This window comes from Aerococcus vaginalis (genome assembly GCF_053762225.1).
The window spans coordinates 148,047-167,733 of record NZ_JBSMYC010000001.1; the positions used below are offsets into that span (position 1 = coordinate 148,047).

Sequence of the window (19,687 nt, forward strand, 5' to 3'; positions counted from 1 at the left end):
CGGCTTTTTATTTTAAGATAGAAATGGGGAAAAAACTATGGTGCCGTTGCATGTGAACAGTTGTTATTCATTGTTAGATAGTCCGCTATCGATTGAACAATATGTCTCACTTGCGGAGGATATGGGTTATCACACGATCGGATTGGCAGATAATGGTGTGCTATACGGTGCATTAACATTCTATCGTGCAGCTAAAGCGAAAGGATTAACACCGCTGATCGGTTTGACCGTAACATTGCCTAGTGCCGAACGTCCCGATGAAAATGAACAATTCATTATTTATGCGCGCTCCTATACGGGCTATCAGCGCTTGATGGGATTAAGTACGCTGATCAATCAATCAGAAAAAGTGGACCGCCATGAGATCATCGATTTTATCACAGATGAGAATAATCATCGGGATTGGATCATTATTTTTGGTGCGCGCTACAGTCCGATTATTAATGCGTTAAAGCATGCGGATCCGACACATGCCGCACGTCTTGCCGAGCAATGGCGCACATCGTTTCAGGATGATCAATTATATCTCGGTGTCAGTCCGTTTGCCGAAGATCTCAATCATATCGATACACTGAAACAAATCGCCGAAGATCATCGTTTGCCATTAGTCGCATTACCGTATATCGCCTATGGCCAATCAATAGACTATTTCGCATTACGGGTATTACAAGCACTCAATAACAATCAACCGATTGAAAATATCGACAGTATCCAACAGCAATCTAATCCGAATTATTTACACACGTCTCAGGAATTCGAGGAAATGTATCAAAAGGCAGGGCTTTCTGACTATGTGAAACGTTTAGATGATATTGTGGATAACTGGTATTTTGATATGCCAGGGAAACGTCAACTATTACCGAAGTTTCCTGTTCCAACTGACGAGACAGCGGCGACTTATCTAAGGAAACAAGCCATTTTAGGATTGAAGCGTCGCTTACAAGTGACGGATAGTGATGCTCTCCCAGAAGTTTATAGTGAACGTTTAGACCATGAGTTGCAGACGATCCACAACATGGGATTCGACGATTATTTCCTGATCGTTTGGGATGTGATCGATTATGCGAAAAAGCATAAAATTCGTACGGGACCAGGACGTGGTTCCGCTGCTGGGTCATTAGTTTCTTATTCGCTAGGTATTACAGGAGTCGATCCCATTGCTAATCACTTACTGTTTGAGCGTTTTTTGAATCCTGAACGGCAGAACATGCCAGATATTGATTTAGATTTCCCGGATAATCGTCGTAACGATATTGTCCATTACGTTTATCAAAAATATGGTGCAGATCATGTCGCGCAGATTTCGACGTTTGGCACATTTAAGGCGAAATCAGCTCTGAAAGATGTTGGACGTATGATTGGAGAAACGCCAAAGACTGTGAGCCAGTGGACAAAAGCGGTGATTTCATCATCGGATTCGATTTCAACGAATCTCAAAAATTCACCCACGTTGCAACAATTAATTGCTGCGCATCCGTACGGTAAACTATGGCTGCAAACCGCGCAGACTATTGAACAACTACCGAGAAATATCTCTACCCATGCAGCGGGGGTCATTATCAGTGATGCCCCATTGACTGAATACGTCCCTCTGCAACATGCGAATAGTGATACAATTCATCAGTCGCAATTTGCAAAAGATGATGTCGAAGGGCTTGGATTGTTAAAAATGGACTTTTTGAGTCTGATCAATTTAACCATTTTGGATGATGCAGTACGCGATGCGGAGCGCATCAGTCGCCAATCACTTGATCCTGAGCAATTTGATCAGGAAGATCAAGAGGTTTATCGCATTTTTCAACAAGCAGAAACCGATGGCGTATTCCAATTCGAATCAGCAGGTATTCGAAATACACTGCGTCGTCTGCAACCGACCACAATGAATGATATTGCAGCGGTGAATGCACTCTTTCGTCCGGGACCGATGAAGCAGATCGATCATTACATTGCCAGAAAACATGGCAGAGAACCAGTCGCTTATCCAGATGATGCAGTGGCAGATATCCTAGAGAACACATACGGCATTATGGTTTATCAGGAACAGGTCATGCAGGTTGCACAGCGCATTGCTGGATTTACATTAGGTGAAGCGGATATTTTGCGACGCGCCATGAGCAAAAAGGATGCTAGAGAGATGGCGCATCAGCGTGATCGCTTCGTTCAAGGGAGTCTAGCGAATGGTTTTTCAGAAGCTAAGGCACTCAAAATTTTCCAATATATTAATGAGTTTGCGGAATATGGGTTTAATAAATCGCATGCTTTCGCCTATTCATATCTCGCTTATGAGCTTGCTTGGTTAAAAGTACATTATCCGACATCTTTCTATTACGGAAATATCAAGAGTCATCGCTCATTCGAGAAAAAAGGTGTCGGTCTCCTCAAAGAAGCAATGCTCAGTGGCATAACTGTCAAGGCGCCGAGTGTGCAACACAGTTACGCTCAAATTCAAACAATCAACAAAGAGACATTACAGCTCGGATTAGGAGATATTCGCGGTGTACCGTATTCAACAGCGACAGCAATTGTTTCTGAACGCGAACAAAACGGTGCTTTTTGTGATTTAAATGACTTTATCATTCGTTTACCTAAACGATTGGCAAAAGTAGAGGTACTAGCGCCACTCGTTAAAGCGGGTGCCCTGGATGACTTCGGATTTTCAAGACGCGCTTTACTCGAGAACAATATCGAAAAAGTCTGTCACTATGCGGAAATGTTTGGTGATGATTCTTCATCTGCTGAGATGCTTTCTCCCAATTTGTTTGGAGAGCAGGCGGCCGATTACATGCCAAAATTAGAGGATCAACCGGAGTATCCCGCGTCTGAACTTGTTGCTGGTGAAATTGAAACATTGGGGCAAGCGATCAAGACAAAGCCATTTGAAGCTTATGAACCGTATTATCGCACGGGGCAGTTAACCATGATCGATAGACTCTCTGCTAATCGCCAACGCGTTAAGGTTATTGGTGAATTATCAGGTATCAAACGAATTCAAACCAAACGCAATCGTCCAATGGCATTTGCCAAATTGAATGATGATACGGGAAGTGTGTCATTGACATTGTTTACAGAGACGTATCTCCACGCGGCAAGTGTACTGCACGAGGGTGAAAAAGTCTGCGTGATTGGTAAAACTGAAATGCGTGATGATCATTTACAGATGGTGGTATCTAAAATGGTACCATTATCTGAACAACTCATTGATCAGTTGAAACAAGCGAAAAATCAACAAAAAACGCAAGCGCAATATTATGCGATTAGGGTGCGTAATCGTTCACAAGCAACGGCGTATAAATCTGAATTATTAACACTCATACAGCGATATCCGGGGCAGACGCCGATCACGATGTGGATGCAGGAAGAACAGCAAAGTTACCGCCTATCAACGAAATATCGGCTATCAAACCATCCACAAGTAATGAAAACGCTGCAGAAAATTTACGGCAGTGAAAATGTAAAAATTAAATAACTTTTTTCACAGAGAAGACTTTAACGTTAAATTTCTCGTGCTATAATAGCAATGAAAACATGAAAGGTGTGTTGAATATATGACGAAAAAGAGAATTGCTGTTTTGACAAGTGGAGGCGACGCACCAGGAATGAACGCCGCTATCCGCGCTATCGTCCGTAAAATTATCTTCGATGGTAATGAACCATGGGGTGTATGGTATGGATTCAAAGGATTAGCAGAAGGTAACATGCGTCCATTGACAGCGCATGACGTATCCAACATTTCTTCTCGCGGTGGTACCATGCTTTACACTGCACGTTATCCAGAATTTGCTGAACGCGAAGGACAGGAAAAAGCTGTTGAGCAATTAAAGAAAAACAATATTGATGGTTTAGTTGTTATCGGTGGTGATGGTTCTTATCACGGTGCGCAGGCGTTAACGCGTTTAGGTTTCCCAACAGTCGGTGTACCAGGAACAATCGATAATGACATCGCTGGTACTGACTACACGATCGGTTTTGATACCGCATGTAACACCGCTTTGGAATCATTGGACAAATTGCGTGATACCGCACGTAGTCATGCGCGTACCTTCGTTGTTGAAGTGATGGGACGTAATGCGGGTGATATTGCGTTATGGTCAGGTATCGGTGTTGGTGCCGACCAGATTATCATTCCAGAAGCGAACTTCGACATGGATGAAGTGACAGCTTCCATCGATAATGGTTATGCACGCGGTAAAAAACACCACCTCATCGTTCTCGCTGAAGGTGTAATGAAAGCAACAGAATTCGAAGAAAAAATGAACGAGTACCCAACAGATTATCACGTACGTTCGATCACTTTGGGACACGTTCAACGTGGTGGTGCACCAAGTGCAAAAGACCGTATGATCGCCTCTGTATTGGGTCACCAAGCAGCAGCTTACGTCGAATCTGGTAAAGGTGGCGTCTGCTTCGGTATTCGCGATAATAAACCAGTTTACACACCGATTGATGAAGCGCTCAGCACCAAAGATGATCACGCTGACTTGAACGATCAGTTAGAACAGTTGAACCAGGAAATTTCATTCTGGGCAGGAAATGACCAAGACAAATAAGTCGAATTAGTATAATATAGACGTGTCAATAATATAGTGAATTATGGAACAGGAGTTTGGAAATGCATAAGAAAACAAAAATTGTATGTACGATTGGTCCGGCATCTGAAAGTGTCGAAACCCTAACTGCTTTAAAACAGGCAGGGATGAACGTTGCTCGCTTTAACTTCTCACACGGTTCTCACGAAGAGCATTTACAACGTTTCAAGAATGTTCACGAAGTCGAAGAGAAGTTGGGTGAACGTATTGCGATTATGTTGGACACTAAGGGGCCAGAAATCCGTACCAACGATATGAAAGATCACCAACCTGTCTTCTTAGAAGAAGGCTCAACGGTTCGTGTTTACATGCACGAAGTTGAAGGTGACTCAACACAATTTTCTGTGACTTACACGGAATTGATCAATGATGTCGAAGTTGGTAGCACTATCTTGATCGACGATGGTTTAGTTGAACTTCGTGTAACAGGCGTTGACAAAGCTGATGACTGCATCATTACTGAAGTAGTTAACAGCGGTATCATCAAAGACAAAAAGGGTGTTAACGTTCCAGGCGTATCCATTAATCTTCCAGGTATCACTGAAAAAGATGCCGATGACATTCGTTTCGGTCTTGAACAGGGAATTGACTACATCGCTGCTTCCTTCGTCAGAAAAGCAGAAGACGTGATGGAAATCCGTAAGATCTTAGAAGAAACTGGTCACTTAGACGTTAAGATCTTGCCTAAGATTGAAAGCCAAGAAGGAGTTGACAACCTCGATACAATTTTGACGGCTTCTGACGGTATGATGGTTGCTCGTGGGGACTTAGGGGTTGAAGTACCTGCTGAAATGGTTCCTATCTACCAAAAAGAAATGATCCGTAAATGTAATGAAGCGGGTAAACCGGTTATTACAGCAACTCAGATGTTGGACTCTATGGAACGTAACCCTCGCCCAACACGTGCTGAGGCTTCCGACGTTGCCAATGCGATTTTTGATGGTACAGACGCAATTATGCTTTCTGGTGAAACAGCAGCCGGTAAATACCCAGTAAACGCTGTTCAAACGATGAACCGTATCGCTTTAGCAATGGAAAATGAAGCGCAAGAATACGGCTTAGCAGTTAAGAAATTGAAAGAATTCAACCAAACTGACGTTTCTGAAGCAGTTGCACAATCTATTGCGCACACTGCACGTAACATGGGTGTAAAAACAATCGTTGCTGCGACTGAATCAGGTTACACAGCACGTTTGATTTCTAAATACCGTCCAGACGCAGACATCTTGGCATTAACCTTCTCTGAAAGTTCTGCGCACAAATTATTGATGTCTCGTGGGATCATTCCTTTCGTTGTTGATCGTCCAAAAGACACCGACGAAATGATGGCTTTAGCAACACATGTCGCTAAAGAAAATGGTTTTGCGACAGATGGTGATCATATCTTAATCGCTGCTGGTGTACCAGTTGGTGAAACAGGCATGACAAACATTATGCGTATTCAAACAGTTGGTGAAGAATTATTGAAGGGTGCCGGTATCGGTAACCGTCACGTCGTTGGACATGTTTTGATTGCTGATGATCCTGAAACAGCATTAGCTTCTGCTACGGAACAAACCGTTATCGTTACAAAAGACACTAACGAAAAATGGAATGAAGTCTTCGAAAAAGCTGCCGGTGTTATTGTTGAAAAAGGTGGGTTGACTGGACACGCTGCTGTTGTCAGTGTTAACTCCGGTACACCAGCAATCATCGGTGCTGAAGATGCAACTGAAAAACTTCACGATGACCAATTAGTCACATTGGATACTAGTCGTGGTGTCGTATACAACGGCTCTTCTCTATAATTTAAACGTCAATAAATACTAACAAACAATCAAAGCATCCGATCATCTGATCGGATGCTTTTTTGAAAGGAGAATTCGATTGAATATTCTCGTGACTGGTGGCTTGGGTTTTATTGGTAGCCACTATATTCAAACACTCTTAAGGACAGCGGAAGATACACGTGTCATCACTTTAGATGCGATGACCTATGCATCGAACTTTGAGAATATCTTTAATGCGATGGTAGATCCACGGCATGAATTTATTGCCGGAAATATTACGGATCGCTCATTAGTGTTAGAAGTTATGAAAATGTATAAAATTGATCACGTGGTTAATTTGGCAGCAGAGTCACATGTGGACCGGAGTATTTCTGACAGTTCACCTTTCGTGCAGACTAACATTGTTGGCGTATCGACATTATTGGATGCTTTTCGTGAGTATTGTTCGAAGCTAAAAAACGGTTATCAGGGAAAACGCTTCATACAGATTTCCACGGATGAAGTGTACGGTGATGGGAATGACTACCTGACGCCTGCCACAGAGCATGCAGCATTAGTTCCCAGTTCACCGTACGCTGCAGCTAAAGCATCGGCTGATTTGATGGTTCAAGCCTATCATCGCACTTATCAGTTACCAACGCTTATCACACGTTCGAGTAATAACTATGGTAGCCATCAACATCATGAAAAATTTATCCCGACCGTGATCGCTCACGCACTCTCGGATGAACCTGTTCCCATCTATGGCGACGGGCTACAAGAGCGTGATTGGTTACATGTAAAGGATAACTGCCGAGCCATTGACTTAGTCAGACAAAAAGGTAAGGTGGGTGAGATTTACAATATTGCTACCAATAACCGACGCAATAATCGAACAATGGCAAAACAAATTCTCAGTATTTTAGATAAACCTGAGAATCTATTAACCACTGTTTCAGATCGACCAGGACATGATCGGAGCTATCGCATTGATAATCGTAAAATCCAAACGTTAGGGTGGGAGCCTACTGTATCATTCGATGAAGGTTTACGAGAAACTGTGTCTTGGTACATTAACCATCCAGAGTATATCCAAAGTTAATTATCAAAAAAAAAACGCGCGACCACCATATCAGTGGTTGCGCGTTTTACTTGATGCCATTATTTAATATTTGGATCGACGGGTTGCTCATCGCCGGCAATTTCTTTGAAGTTAGCGTAGCGTACGTGACTGAATTCACCCTCTGGCATTTCAATACCAGCCTGTGCCAGTGCTTCATGTAAGCTTTCTGTGTATCGTGCTTGTTCTTCCGGTTCATATTCGCCATCGATCCATAAACGGATACGATAAACTAATTCATCGCGACTATTGCGAGTGACACCGAGAATAATTGGCGTATTATCTTTGAGGTATTCATCATCCGCCATCAAAGTGGTTAAACGCTCTTTGACGATTGCTGCATACCGTGCTTTATCGGTATCGGCATAGTAAGAAAGATCGATATCGATACGACGTGGGTTTCTGGAACTATTAGTCACTACATCGATGTTTCGATTCGGGATGTAGTAGATGCTACCATCAAAATCTTCCACGACTGTCGTCTTGAGACCAACTTGCTTCACGGTACCTTCAACGCCACTAATTTTTACCCAATCACCAACATCAAATTGTTGCTCGAGTAGGATGAAGAACCCGTTAACGGTATCGCTAACTAAACCTTGTGCACCAAAACCAATGGCTAAACTGGCTACCCCAGCACCAGCGAGCAGTGTTGCAACTGGCACGCCGAGAATAGCGAGCAGGGTGTATCCCATCAAGAAGTAGTAAGTGTACGAGATAATGTTGCGCGTTAATGAACGTAAAGTACGTTTTCTCGGTAACGCAGCTTTAGATTTCATGTTGTGTTTGAAATACAGATTGGTTAATCGCAAAGCTATATTGTATAAAACAGTCAATACAATAACGGAAATAATGATCCGAATGGAATTATCAAGTAAGTTCGTTAAGATCTCTTCCCAATTAATAGCGTTGCGAAAGTAATTTTTAATCGTTTCTAACATAAAGCCCTCCCTATTCAAAAAACTGCTTGATTAATACTAACAGAAAAAAATCAGTGACAAAAGCGAAGAAAACCGCAATAAAATAATGGTTTTGCTTTCAAAAGAAGTAATAGATATGGTATCATGTGCCTAAACTGATTGTAGGGGAGTGATAGTGCTATGACATTAGGTCAGGTAGCGGGTCTGATTGCTGCCATTGCTTTTGGTGCTTTAGTGGTATTCTTGATTATTTTCCTCAGACAGCTCACCACGACAGTAAAGGAAGTGACACGTACAGTAGATGAAGCGAACCAAATGCTCGCTGTTTTACGTCGTGATGCTGACGGACTGTCGGTTGAAGCGCAAGGATTATTGAACAAGACAAACCAGTTGATGGATGATATCAATGGTAAATTAGGAACCGTTGATCCGTTGTTTGAAGCAGTCGGCGATTTAGGCGATTCTGTTTCAGATATCAATGCTTCTGCACGTACGCTTGCTAAAAAGGTCGGCAACAAAGCCGAAGATTTAGGTAGCGATAGTGCTGATGATGAGGTGAAACCCGTAAGTGCTGAGATGACGGCTGAAACGCAAGCGCGAGAAGTCAGTCCTACTGAGCGCGCGTCATCAACTGCTGAAGGATTGAAGAAGAAACATTTGCTTCGTCAAACGCAAAAGCGTTCAAAGGTTAAAGCATTCAAAGCATAGTTTATCGTTGTTGTTAGTTTGTATATTAAGTTGAAGAAAGGTTGGATATATTATGAGTAAAAACGAAGGAAGCTTCAGTTCATTCTTATTAGGTGCCATTGTCGGTGGTGTGACTGCTTCTGCAGCAGCTTTATTATTTGCACCAAAGTCCGGTGATGAATTGCGTCACGACATTCAAAAGAAAGCACACGAAGCAAAAGAAACTGCTTTGGACTACGCTGATTTAGCTGTTGAAAAAGGTAGCGCATTGTATGACCAAGCATTGGATTCAGCTGAAGACATTCGCGTGAACTTGAAAGAAAAAGGTAAGGAAGTGAAAGCCGAAGCTGAAGTTGCTAAAGACAAGGCAGGTGCTGCTTTTGAAGCAACTAAAGAAGAAGCTAAGAAAGCTGCTAAAGACGTTAAAGGTACAGCAGAAGCTGAAGTTCAAGAAGCTAAAGCTGACATCAAACGTGAAGAAGCTAAACACTCTACCAAAGAAGCTGGTAAAGAAGTAAAAGATGCTGCTAAAGATGTCAAAGACGCAGCCAAAGAAACTGGTAAAGAAATCAAAAAAGAAGCCAAAAAATAATGATTGATGCCTTAAAGCATTAATTTAGCGTAAGGAACCAAAGTATCGTGCTTTGGTTCTTTTTACGTGACATAAGAAAAATAATGAAAAATTTAATGAAAACTTAATAATATAGGGCGGTAAACGGTTGCAAATTTTGAGTGAAAATGGTATCTTCCTACTGTTAGGGTTTGAAGGGAGATCAAAAGATGAAAAAGCAAAATGTTACAATTTATGACGTTGCCCGTGAGGCAGGTGTCTCCATGGCAACCGTCTCTCGCGTCGTTAACGGCAACACGAACGTCAAACCAGTCACGCGTGATAAAGTCATGGAAGTTATCAAACGACTGGATTACCATCCAAATGCTGTTGCACGTGGCTTAGCAAGCAAGAAAACACGCTCTGTTGGGGTATTAATTCCAGATATCACCAATACATATTACGCTGGATTAGCACAGGGAATCAATGATATCGCTTCGATGTATAAATATAATATCGTCTTAGCGACGTCTGAGTCGATGGAGGAATCGCGCCGCGGTGTCCTTTCCAATATTCTATCACGTCAAGTCGATGGTTTAGTTTACATTGGTGAAACAGTTGATGAACGTATCGCAACAGAGGTACGTCGTGCAGGTACACCAATGGTTCTAACGAATGTATACGATTCAGATGACGAATTCATGCGTGTACAGATTAACAGTCGTCAAGCTTTCTATGAAGCAACCAAACATCTGGTTGATGAAGGTCGTCAGAGTATCGCCTTTGTCGGTTTAGAATCCACGACTAATACGCCGCATTCTGAACGCTTTTCTGGCTATAAACAAGCGATTGATGAAGCAGAAGGCTTAACAGTGATTACGTACAACGCCGAAAAATTAAATTACAAATCGGGTTACGCAATCGGTGAACAATTGCATGCGGACGGTATTGATGCATGTATTGTTATCGATGACGAATTAGCTGTAGGTATCTTAAATGCACAGCGTGATGCGAACGTTTCTGTTCCGGATGATTTCTCACTAATTACAGCAAACAACACGCGTTTAACACAGATGCTTCGTCCGCAAATCTCATCGATTGAACCACCTGTGTACGATATCGGTGCTGTGGCGATGCGTGCGTTAACGAAGATGATGGATAACAATGAAGAGGATGAAACGATTGAAACCATCAACTTACCGTACGAAATTACGTATCGTGAAACAACGAAGTAATGATAAAAAACCAATAAAGATAGCGAAAAGGGTCGATTATTCGACTCTTTTTCTATTTAGTGGTGTATCATAGAAACTAATCAAAACAGATATGGAATCAAGGTGAATATAATGGAGAAAGCATGTTTAATTGTTAATCCAGTTGCTGGAAGTGGTGAAGCTAAACAGCTAAAAGAGGATGTGGAAACTTTTTTACAAACGTTCGCGACAACTGTCGATGTCGTTGAATCCACACCCGAAAAAACTATCGAATCATTAACAAAAGAAGCAGGCGATGCAGGTGCTGAGCTTGTCTTTGTACTCGGTGGTGATGGTAGTGTCAGTGAAGCAGTTAACGGTATTATGAAAAGTGAGCAATCACCAAAATTTGGTTTTTTACCATTGGGGACAGCGAACGATTTAGCGCGTAATATCGGTCTTAATCCTGACCCGAAACGTGCACTGGAAGAATTAAAACAACAAAATGATTGGCACGCGATTGATGTCGGTCAGGTCAATGATCGTTACTTCATTGATGTCATTGCACTTGGCTCTTTGGCAGAAGCGGTTATGGAAACAGATGATCAATCCAAAAATCTACTCGGCTACTTTGCATATATTAAAGATGCTGCTAGAGCATTAATTACGAAGTCTCCGAAACAATATCATATTCAAAGTGATGAATTTGATGAGACGGTAAAAACACATTTAATGATGATTTCTATCGGTCATACGGTAGGACGCATTGAAAATCTTGTGAATGGTGCAAAGAATGATGACGGTTACCTATATTTCTTGGCAGCGAAAGATAATTTGAAAATTTCAAATTGGAATCATTTACTGAAGGCCTTTGTTAATCGTGAGGTGCTCTCAGCAGACGAAGTCACTGCCTTTAAGACAAAAGCAGTTAAGATTGAAGATCAATCTGACGAAAATGCTTCACAGATGAACGTTGATGGGGATGAAGGTCCAACGCTGCCGGCAGATATTTCGGTGCATCAACAGGCATTAACTGTCATGATTCCGGTTAAAGCGTAGTATGAGAACGTAGCTGTCAAGTTGTAACGATTTCATAACTTTGCTACAATATGACGGTGATTATAATCTGTGAAAGAGGGGGATATGTCGTGTCAGGACATAATAAATGGAGCAAAATTAAGAATACTAAAGGTGCAGAAGATGCCAAACGTGCAAAAGTTTTCCAAAAACTTTCGCGTGAAATTTACATGGCTGTAAAAAATGGAGGTCCTGATCCAGAATCGAACCCCGCATTACGTATGGTTATGGACAAAGCAAAATCTGCCAACATGCCGAAATCAAACGTGAAACGTGCTGTCGACAAAGGTAGCAACAAGAATAGTACCGAAAACTATGATGAAGTATCATACGAAGGTTATGGTCCAGCTGGGGTAGCTATTTATGTTGAAACATTGACAGATAACACTAACCGTACATTGACGAATGTGCGTAATATCTTTAACAAAAATGGCGGAAATCTCGGTGAATCCGGATCTGTCGCTTACATGTTCGACCGTAAAGGTTATCTCGCTATTGAACGTGAAGGACTCGACACGGATGAAGACGACATGTTAATGACCGTATTAGAAGCAGGTGCGGAAGACTTGGAAACTTCTGATGAAGCATTCGAAATCTATTCTGCAGCAACTGACTTCGGTGCGGTCCGTGACGCATTAAAAGAACAAGGCTTTGAATTAGCAACTTCTGAATTAATCATGGTACCGAAGAATACTTTAGAAGTTTCCGACGAAGATAAAGAAAAATTACAGACTTTGATCGATAAATTAGAAGACGACGATGACGTTCAGAACGTTTACGCCGCTGTAGAATTATAATACCTGCAGATCATATGACTGCATGAGGAAAGGGTGGTCTAATGATTGATCAAGAATTATTAAAACAATTTAAAGCACAGTATCAAGAGGATGATACACGTGCTGCTGGTCATGCGATTGCTGAAGTCGGTATTAACAAATCAAGCATCGATTTGGACATCAAACGTCACCATACGTTCTCATTTTCTGATGAAACAAAGAGTGGCGTCATAACCAATCAGAAACAAAGTGGTCGTTGTTGGATGTTTGCGACATTGAACTCTTCACGAGTGCAAACAATGGAAAAATTAAATTTAGAATCATTTGATTTCTCCAAAACTTATACTTTGTTCTTCGACAAATTAGAGAAGAGCAATACGTTCTTGGAAAATATCATTGCGACTGCAGATCGCCCAACCAGTGATCGAACCGTGACTTTCTTACTCGAAAGTGGCCTCGATGATGGTGGCTATTGGGAATTTGCGACTGGTATTTTGAAAAAATATGGGAATGTGCCAGCAGAGATCATGCCTGAAACTGCAAACTCTGAGAATACAACGATTGTTAATCGTGTATTGAGCAATTTCTTGCGTCAGTTTGCGGTTGAATTGCGTCAACTTGTCGCAGATGGTGCAGATGAAGCAACGATCAACCAGAAGAAGGACGAACAATTATACTTCGTTTATACGGTGCTCGTAAAAGCTTTCGGTGAAGTGCCGGAAACGTTTGATTACAGTTATCGTGATAAAGATGATAACTTCCATCGTATTTCAAATGTGACGCCACAGGAATTTTTCAATGATTACGTAGGTGTTGATTTAGATGAAATGGTTGATTTAATTAATGCACCAATGGCTGGTCGTCATTATGGTGAAAATTATTCCTTCAACTACTTGGCCTCTGTTCATGAAGCAGAGCCATTGAAGATGGTCAATGTACCGATCGAAATTCTAAAAGATGCAGCCATCGCTTCAATCAAAGATGGCCGTGCCTTATGGTTCACGTGTGATGTATCGACAATGAGTCATCGCACGCTCGGGATTCTCGATCCAGATATTTATAATTACGAAGAAACATTAGGAGCCTCTGTTCATTTGGATAAAGGGCAACGACTAGAATACCGCATGTCGACAAACAACCATGCCATGACATTAGTTGGGGTTGATCTCGATGACGATGGTAAGCCGTTGACTTGGAAAGTGGAAAACTCATGGGGCGAAAAGAACGGCAAGAAAGGTATTTTCTCCATGTCGGATTCATTCTTCGATGAGTATGTTTACGAACTTGCAGTTGCTAAACAATATTTACCAGAGGAAGTCATTGAACAGAGTAAACAAGATCCAATTTTATTGGAGGTTTGGGATCCTTTAATGTAATGATGTGCTGAGGAGGAATAGGTATGATTAGCAAAGAATTACTCAATAGTTATAAAGAAAAATTTAACAATGATCCGAAGAGCCAGGCTGTTCGTCACGCGATGGCAGAAGTCGGTATCAACAAATCCAGTGTCAACTATGAAGTAAAACGTCACCACACATTCAGTTTCTCTGAACAAACAAAACGTGGGGAAATTACTGACCAAAAACGTAGTGGTCGTTGCTGGATGTTCTCAGCACTGAATACCGCACGTGTTGAAACGATGGAACGTTTGAACGTTAAGAATTTTGAATTCTCGCAGGCTTATCCATTATTCTGGGATAAACTTGAAAAATCAAACTTCTTCTTGAACAGCATTATTGAAACGGTTAATGAACCACGTGAATCACGCTTGATCTGGCATTTATTGCAGGATCCTGTACAAGATGGTGGTCAGTGGGCAATGTTTGCAGGTATTTTGAACAAATATGGTGTTGTACCTAAAGAAATCATGCCTGAAACCTACCACTCATCAAATACGGGTGAACTGAACGAGCATTTGACAAACAAGTTACGCGAATTCGCTTTTGAATTGCGTACAATGCACGAAAACGGCGCCGATGAAAAAGAACTCGAAGCGAAAAAAGATGAACAATTATACTTCGTCTATAGCTTATTAGTGAAGACATTAGGTGAAGTGCCTGAAACCTTCGACTACAGTTACCGTGATAAAGATGATAACTTCCATCGCATGACAGACATCACGCCACAGGAATTCTTCAAGAAATATGTCGGTTTTGATCTTGCGAATATGGTTAGCTTGATCAACGCGCCAACAGCAGATAAACCATACCACAAGACCTATACGGTTCAATACTTAGGAACGATTGCTGAAGAACCAGCGATTAAATACTTAAACTTAGAAATTGACGATGTCAAGCAAGCAGCGATCAGCGCGATTAAGTCTGGACATCCGGTATGGTTCGGTTGCGATGTCGGCAAACAATCTGAACGTCAATTGGGTATCATGGATGCAGACATATACAATTACGAAGATACCTTAGGTGAATCATTCAAACTCGATAAAGCGCAACGTCTCGACTACGGTGTCAGCATGTTAACGCACGCTATGGTATTGACAGGTGTTGATTTGGATGAAGATGGGAAACCGATGACCTGGCAAGTAGAAAACAGCTGGGGTAAAAAAGTTGGTGACGACGGTATCTTCTCGATGAGTGATGCATGGTTTGACGAATATGTATACCAAATCACTGTACCAGAACAATATGTAACTGAAGCACAACGCCAGGAATTTTCAGCAGATCCTATCGAACTCGACCCATGGGATCCAATGGGTGCTTTGGCATTTGTTCGTTAATCAATAATTATTGGATGATATCAGATCGGAGAGAAATTTTCTCTCCGATTTTTTATTTTTCTAGAAAAGTGACGCAAAAATAAAAAAAGTATGCCGTATTTAATAAATAGAGAGAGGGGGAGAAGCGAATGAAAGAATGGACAGATCAATTGATAAAGGGGGCATATGATGTACATGCAGATGATATTCATGTAATTCCAGAAGATGGCACATATGGTGTCTATTATCGTGTTGGCGGCAAATTATATCCCAAGGGCAATTACCCACTCGAAGAGGGTGAGCGTTGGCTGCGTTATATCAAGTTCGTAGCCAATATGGATGTTGGTGAACGACGCTTACTGCAAGATGGCAGTTTGGTTTATACCTTTGCGGATACAGCTACTGTGGAGTTACGATTGTCAACCATTGCCAATTATCTTATGCAAGAATCGCTAGTTATCCGCTTGCTGTACCCACAGATGACTTTTGATAAACCGTTTCATAATCTTTCTGAGTCAGTGGTCAATCGACTGTGGACGGCTGCACATCGAAAGAGTGGATTAATGATTTTTTCGGGACCTGTAAGCTCCGGAAAGACGACGACCATTTACCAACTGTTACACGCACTCTATGCCGAACAACCGAGAAATATCATTACGATGGAAGATCCAGTAGAAATTAAACATCCAAAATTTCTACAAGTGGCGATTAATGAACGCGCAGGGGTGACTTATGAACGTGTCATTCGTGCAAGTTTACGTCATCATCCAGATATTTTGATGATTGGTGAAATTCGAGATGAAGAAACGGCACGTATGGTTATTCGCGCAGCATTGACGGGGCACTTAGTGTTAGCCACAGTACATGCGCGAGATAGTATCGGTGTGATGGGGCGGTTGAAGGAATTAGGTATCAGTAGTGAACAATTATTACAAACATTACTATTAGTGACGTCACAGCGCTTATTACCGAAAAAAAGCTGATGAAGTATTACCACTATTTGAGTTGATGAACAGTGCTGAAATCTCTAGTTACTTGTTGACGAAACAGGTTCCTGCAAGTGTCAAGCGATTGAATCAGCAATTAGAGGAGGTGTATCGAGATGGTCTCATCACTCAAGATACCTGTCAGAGCTATCGATTGGAAGAAATTAAAGAATTATGAAATTGTGACCGTTTGGCAGCCGGCGTTTCAAGCTGAAGTACTGAAATATATCGCTGAATTATTAGCTGAGGGATTTCAATTACTGCAGGTCATGATTTTCTTGAAACAAGTTTATCCAAAACAACAAGAGACTTTTGAAGCGATGGCAAATGAGCTTGCTTCTGGATATCCATTTTATGAGGTGGTCAAACACATGAAAATTGAAGCGATGATTAAATTCCGTATTCAGATGGCTGAAACAATGGGAAATTTCCCAAAACAGCTCGCAATGATTGCGGACTATCTCGCTTACTTATCGGCACAGAAGCAAAAACTACGTCAGATCCTGATGTATCCCATTTTTCTATCTTTGATGTTATTGGGATTACTCTTTGGATTACGCACATTTTTGCTGCCGCAATTGATACAAATGCGTGGTCGCAATGGCTCTGTCATTTTATCTGTACTGTTGTTTGGATTAGAGCATCTACCGCAGTTATTACTGCTTCTATTAGGTGTGATCAGTGGGATAGTACTGTTGATGTATATCATAAAAGAACGCACTGACCCTTTGCGATGGGTACAGTGGCAGTCAAAGGTGCCACTATTTGGTAAAAGTTTGATGCTTTATCATACTTTTTTGTTTAGTCGAGAATTTAGTGGGTTATTTGCACTTGGATACTCTGCAAATCAGATCATGATGAATTTTTCAAATCAAAAAGAAGTGCCTTTTCTAGCGGCGTTTGGTCAACAATTACTGATTAACTATGAAGCAGGTATACCACTGACGGAAAGTTTGGCAACGAGTCAACTATTTACCGAAGAATTTCCGGCGATTGTGAGTCAAGGGGAACTATTGAATGAACTAGCAATTAAATTGCGTTTATACAGTGAACGATGCTTCAGTCGCTGGCAAATACTTATCAAGAAACAAATTAAATTATTTCAAAATGTTTTATTCATAGGGATCGCTTTAATAGTGGTCAGTGTTTATTTATCGATGATGTTACCAATGTTTAATATGATAGGAGAAATATAATGTTAGAAAAAATCATTATTTTTTTAAAAGCACGTCTTCCAAAAAATAAAAAAGGATTCACCTTGATCGAGATGGTTATTGTTCTCTTTATTATCGCGTTGTTGTTATCGATTGTTATCCCAAATGCAAACAAAGCACAAGATAAAGCGGATGCGGCGGTCGTAAAAACATATGAAACAGAAGAGGCACTATATAAGATGGATAAAAATGTTGATGCTGTTGATGCCAATACATTAGTTCAAGAAGGCTACTTAACGCAAGATCAAGTCACTGCTTACCAACGTGTGAAACGTTAGGCTATGATAAAGCATCGACAATTCCTACGTAGCGGTTTTACGCTATTATCTACAATCATTGTCCTGTTTATTATAGGATTGCTGCTGACAATAACAATCGTGCAAGGCGAACAGAAACGAAAAAATCTAACGATTAATACGACATTGCAGATGCTCGCTCAACAATACGAACGAGTTTATTATCAAGCAGTCGCGGAAGGCGTCAATTATTATGTGGTCTTCAATAAAGATCGGGTACGTTACTATCGTAGAGGAATAAGTCGCGAGGACAGCTTTGAGGAGTTGTTACTTCCCAATGAGTTAACGACAGATCGCTCCCACAAGGTGCAAATTCACGCGAGTAGTGGCCATGTTGACCCTAAAACAGTGACATTTTATGCCGATAACAATCGTTACTATCTGACGTTTCAGTTAGGAGGGCAATATGTTGTTACGGTGGATTAAATCTTTTATAAAGCATCGTCGTGGTATGTCCTTACTTGAAGCCATAATTAGTATGAATTTGTTCGCATTATTCATGATGATTTGGTTTGATAATATGACGCATCAGCTTGAACAACTTCACACTGATAGGATACACCTCGAACAAAATGAACAACTGTTACAAGAGGTTGTTCGTGGTGATGACACGATGTCACTCGTCTTACTAAGTGAAGGAGGTAGTGATGTCCCGACAAATGTTGAGTAATCGCATGCGTACAGGATTTACCATGATCGAGATGGTTCTCACATTGGCGATATTCTCATTGTTACAGATCGGTCTCGTCTAAGCGATGAACTTCGGAATCGATTATTATGAACAACTGACGCAAGAAACCGATGATGACTGGGCGAATTTTATCTTACAAGTTGATCGTGAGATCCGTCAGGCAACGATTAAAAAGATTAATAGTCACTCTGTCATATATCATGTCGAAGGAATCGGTGATGTAGTGATTGAATATTATCACAATCAACATGGTGGCATGTTACGACGACGCGTGCGTTATAGTGGCCACCAACCGCTGTTAAAACATATTGAATCGGTCAAAATGACACCTGAATCTTCAAATAGTGTCAAAATGATATGTGATTTCCACAATGATAAACAGAAGCAATGTGTATTTTATAGTTTGCTTGAAGGCGATAGAGGGTAGCGACCGATGCATATAAAATATAAACAGGGAAGTATTCTATTCTATACGCTGACATTGCTGCTTATCATGGGCATTTTATTCACAGCAACTAATACTATCTATCTAAGCCAACGTCGTAATCTGAAAACATTATCTGATGGTATGGTTGCGCAAGCTATTGCAGATCGTAGCTTACAACTGTTTCGAGAAGGACAGGTTAAAGAGACGAAAAGACAACAATTAATAGAAAAACAACAGTTAGAGAATAAAGAAGCATTTCAAAATTTAAAAAAGGACTATCAAGTCTATCAGGAGGAGCAACAGAAATTAAAAGTGGAACAGGACAATGCAATCGATAATGCAATCACGGATGAGACGAGCGAAAAGGATCTAAAAGCACCAAAACAGATAGATAATCAATCATTAGCTGTTCAAAAAGTGTATGAAGAACAACTGAAAAAATTAGAACAAGAACAGTCGGTATTACAAAAACAACTGCAGCTGTTAGTGGATAAAGAATCACAGCGGGCAGAATACGCATTTAATTTAGGTAAAAGTCAGTTACAGATAATGAATAAACAACTCATCTGCCATGTCTATTTGAATGATGAAGCACAATATTATCGCTTTGAATTTCCTATCAATTAGCGATTACGTGATCAAAGATGAATGAAAGCCGTTAAATCTGGTACAATGGGAGGTGTTAATAAAGAATTGGGGGAAA

The 19,687-nt window shown here is 41.0% G+C and carries 20 protein-coding genes; 19 read left to right on the plus strand and 1 reads right to left on the minus strand.

Annotated elements, in window-relative coordinates; translation table 11 throughout:
- The first annotated feature begins 37 nt into the window (after window positions 1–37).
- The 4 genes from ACWOEX_RS00740 (at window position 38) to rfbB (ending at window position 7,436) form a co-directional block, all read left to right on the plus strand.
- The gene (locus tag ACWOEX_RS00740) at window positions 38–3,466 is read left to right on the plus strand and encodes a DNA polymerase III subunit alpha (RefSeq protein ID WP_455297352.1); all 3,429 of its coding nucleotides are present in this window, start codon (window positions 38–40) and stop codon (window positions 3,464–3,466) included.
- Between the two features lie 79 nt (window positions 3,467–3,545).
- A complete protein-coding gene (gene pfkA, locus ACWOEX_RS00745) occupies window positions 3,546–4,547 on the plus strand; it encodes a 6-phosphofructokinase (RefSeq protein ID WP_455297353.1) in 1,002 nt (333 codons plus the stop codon).
- A gap of 62 nt (window positions 4,548–4,609) precedes the next feature.
- Entirely contained in the window at window positions 4,610–6,373 is a 1,764-nt protein-coding gene (pyk, locus tag ACWOEX_RS00750) for a pyruvate kinase (RefSeq protein WP_455297354.1), read from the plus strand.
- 79 nt (window positions 6,374–6,452) lie between these two features.
- On the plus strand, window positions 6,453–7,436 hold the full coding sequence (rfbB, locus tag ACWOEX_RS00755; protein WP_455297355.1) for a dTDP-glucose 4,6-dehydratase: 984 nt from the start codon (window positions 6,453–6,455) through the stop codon (window positions 7,434–7,436).
- A gap of 59 nt (window positions 7,437–7,495) precedes the next feature.
- On the opposite strand, the gene ACWOEX_RS00760 is transcribed toward rfbB, so the two are convergent.
- Window positions 7,496–8,395 carry a mechanosensitive ion channel family protein gene (locus ACWOEX_RS00760; RefSeq protein WP_455297356.1) on the minus strand — a complete coding sequence of 300 codons (900 nt, stop codon included), beginning with the start codon at window positions 8,393–8,395 and terminating at the stop codon, window positions 7,496–7,498.
- Between the two features lie 159 nt (window positions 8,396–8,554).
- Here ACWOEX_RS00760 and ACWOEX_RS00765 point away from each other — a divergent pair, with 159 nt between their 5' ends.
- From ACWOEX_RS00765 to ACWOEX_RS00835, 15 genes are all read left to right on the plus strand, one after another.
- Window positions 8,555–9,082 (plus strand): DUF948 domain-containing protein, encoded by a 528-nt coding sequence (locus ACWOEX_RS00765; protein ID WP_455297357.1) that lies wholly within the window; start codon window positions 8,555–8,557, stop codon window positions 9,080–9,082.
- A 52-nt stretch (window positions 9,083–9,134) separates the two neighbouring features.
- On the plus strand, window positions 9,135–9,653 hold the full coding sequence (locus ACWOEX_RS00770; RefSeq protein ID WP_455297358.1) for a YtxH domain-containing protein: 519 nt from the start codon (window positions 9,135–9,137) through the stop codon (window positions 9,651–9,653).
- Window positions 9,654–9,841: 188 nt separating this feature from the next.
- The gene (locus ACWOEX_RS00775; RefSeq protein ID WP_455297359.1) at window positions 9,842–10,846 is read left to right on the plus strand and encodes a substrate-binding domain-containing protein; all 1,005 of its coding nucleotides are present in this window, start codon (window positions 9,842–9,844) and stop codon (window positions 10,844–10,846) included.
- 111 nt (window positions 10,847–10,957) lie between these two features.
- The gene (locus tag ACWOEX_RS00780) at window positions 10,958–11,863 is read left to right on the plus strand and encodes a diacylglycerol/lipid kinase family protein (RefSeq protein WP_455297360.1); all 906 of its coding nucleotides are present in this window, start codon (window positions 10,958–10,960) and stop codon (window positions 11,861–11,863) included.
- Between the two features lie 89 nt (window positions 11,864–11,952).
- The gene (locus ACWOEX_RS00785) at window positions 11,953–12,678 is read left to right on the plus strand and encodes a YebC/PmpR family DNA-binding transcriptional regulator (RefSeq protein WP_455297361.1); all 726 of its coding nucleotides are present in this window, start codon (window positions 11,953–11,955) and stop codon (window positions 12,676–12,678) included.
- Window positions 12,679–12,719: 41 nt separating this feature from the next.
- Window positions 12,720–14,033 (plus strand): aminopeptidase C, encoded by a 1,314-nt coding sequence (locus ACWOEX_RS00790; RefSeq protein ID WP_455297362.1) that lies wholly within the window; start codon window positions 12,720–12,722, stop codon window positions 14,031–14,033.
- Between the two features lie 23 nt (window positions 14,034–14,056).
- Window positions 14,057–15,391 carry an aminopeptidase C gene (locus ACWOEX_RS00795; RefSeq protein WP_455297363.1) on the plus strand — a complete coding sequence of 445 codons (1,335 nt, stop codon included), beginning with the start codon at window positions 14,057–14,059 and terminating at the stop codon, window positions 15,389–15,391.
- 128 nt (window positions 15,392–15,519) lie between these two features.
- On the plus strand, window positions 15,520–16,353 hold the full coding sequence (gene comGA, locus ACWOEX_RS00800; protein WP_455297364.1) for a competence type IV pilus ATPase ComGA: 834 nt from the start codon (window positions 15,520–15,522) through the stop codon (window positions 16,351–16,353).
- 119 nt (window positions 16,354–16,472) lie between these two features.
- Window positions 16,473–17,552 carry a competence type IV pilus assembly protein ComGB gene (gene comGB, locus ACWOEX_RS00805; RefSeq protein WP_455297365.1) on the plus strand — a complete coding sequence of 360 codons (1,080 nt, stop codon included), beginning with the start codon at window positions 16,473–16,475 and terminating at the stop codon, window positions 17,550–17,552.
- Window positions 17,552–17,848: a competence type IV pilus major pilin ComGC gene (locus ACWOEX_RS00810; RefSeq protein ID WP_455297366.1), complete on the plus strand. Its 297-nt coding sequence runs from the start codon at window positions 17,552–17,554 to the stop codon at window positions 17,846–17,848. The genes comGB and ACWOEX_RS00810 overlap by 1 nt, the downstream gene beginning before the upstream one ends.
- 99 nt (window positions 17,849–17,947) lie before the next feature.
- Complete coding sequence (locus ACWOEX_RS00815; RefSeq protein WP_455297367.1) at window positions 17,948–18,292, plus strand: hypothetical protein; 345 nt, start codon at window positions 17,948–17,950, stop codon at window positions 18,290–18,292.
- Window positions 18,273–18,536 carry a hypothetical protein gene (locus ACWOEX_RS00820; protein WP_455297368.1) on the plus strand — a complete coding sequence of 88 codons (264 nt, stop codon included), beginning with the start codon at window positions 18,273–18,275 and terminating at the stop codon, window positions 18,534–18,536. Before ACWOEX_RS00815 ends, ACWOEX_RS00820 begins: the two co-directional genes overlap by 20 nt.
- Window positions 18,514–18,618: a prepilin-type N-terminal cleavage/methylation domain-containing protein gene (locus ACWOEX_RS00825; protein WP_455297369.1), complete on the plus strand. Its 105-nt coding sequence runs from the start codon at window positions 18,514–18,516 to the stop codon at window positions 18,616–18,618. Before ACWOEX_RS00820 ends, ACWOEX_RS00825 begins: the two co-directional genes overlap by 23 nt.
- A 3-nt stretch (window positions 18,619–18,621) precedes the next feature.
- Window positions 18,622–18,984, plus strand: a complete 363-nt coding sequence (locus tag ACWOEX_RS00830; protein WP_455297370.1) for a ComGF family competence protein — start codon at window positions 18,622–18,624, stop codon at window positions 18,982–18,984.
- A 6-nt stretch (window positions 18,985–18,990) separates the two neighbouring features.
- Window positions 18,991–19,611, plus strand: a complete 621-nt coding sequence (locus ACWOEX_RS00835) for a hypothetical protein (RefSeq protein ID WP_455297371.1) — start codon at window positions 18,991–18,993, stop codon at window positions 19,609–19,611.
- The last annotated feature ends 76 nt before the right edge of the window (window positions 19,612–19,687 follow it).

Coding starts and splice junctions, on each gene's coding strand:
- ACWOEX_RS00740 (WP_455297352.1), top strand. CDS start 38: ATGGTGCCGTTGCATGTGAACAGTTGTTATTCATTGTTAGATAGTCCG.
- ACWOEX_RS00795 (WP_455297363.1), top strand. CDS start 14,057: ATGATTAGCAAAGAATTACTCAATAGTTATAAAGAAAAATTTAACAAT.
- ACWOEX_RS00790 (WP_455297362.1), top strand. CDS start 12,720: ATGATTGATCAAGAATTATTAAAACAATTTAAAGCACAGTATCAAGAG.
- ACWOEX_RS00825 (WP_455297369.1), top strand. CDS start 18,514: ATGTCCCGACAAATGTTGAGTAATCGCATGCGTACAGGATTTACCATG.
- ACWOEX_RS00820 (WP_455297368.1), top strand. CDS start 18,273: ATGTTGTTACGGTGGATTAAATCTTTTATAAAGCATCGTCGTGGTATG.
- ACWOEX_RS00775 (WP_455297359.1), top strand. CDS start 9,842: ATGAAAAAGCAAAATGTTACAATTTATGACGTTGCCCGTGAGGCAGGT.
- ACWOEX_RS00835 (WP_455297371.1), top strand. CDS start 18,991: ATGCATATAAAATATAAACAGGGAAGTATTCTATTCTATACGCTGACA.
- pfkA (WP_455297353.1), top strand. CDS start 3,546: ATGACGAAAAAGAGAATTGCTGTTTTGACAAGTGGAGGCGACGCACCA.
- comGA (WP_455297364.1), top strand. CDS start 15,520: ATGAAAGAATGGACAGATCAATTGATAAAGGGGGCATATGATGTACAT.
- ACWOEX_RS00810 (WP_455297366.1), top strand. CDS start 17,552: ATGTTAGAAAAAATCATTATTTTTTTAAAAGCACGTCTTCCAAAAAAT.
- ACWOEX_RS00760 (WP_455297356.1), bottom strand. CDS start 8,395: ATGTTAGAAACGATTAAAAATTACTTTCGCAACGCTATTAATTGGGAA.
- ACWOEX_RS00770 (WP_455297358.1), top strand. CDS start 9,135: ATGAGTAAAAACGAAGGAAGCTTCAGTTCATTCTTATTAGGTGCCATT.
- comGB (WP_455297365.1), top strand. CDS start 16,473: ATGGTCTCATCACTCAAGATACCTGTCAGAGCTATCGATTGGAAGAAA.
- ACWOEX_RS00780 (WP_455297360.1), top strand. CDS start 10,958: ATGGAGAAAGCATGTTTAATTGTTAATCCAGTTGCTGGAAGTGGTGAA.
- pyk (WP_455297354.1), top strand. CDS start 4,610: ATGCATAAGAAAACAAAAATTGTATGTACGATTGGTCCGGCATCTGAA.
- ACWOEX_RS00830 (WP_455297370.1), top strand. CDS start 18,622: ATGAACTTCGGAATCGATTATTATGAACAACTGACGCAAGAAACCGAT.
- ACWOEX_RS00765 (WP_455297357.1), top strand. CDS start 8,555: ATGACATTAGGTCAGGTAGCGGGTCTGATTGCTGCCATTGCTTTTGGT.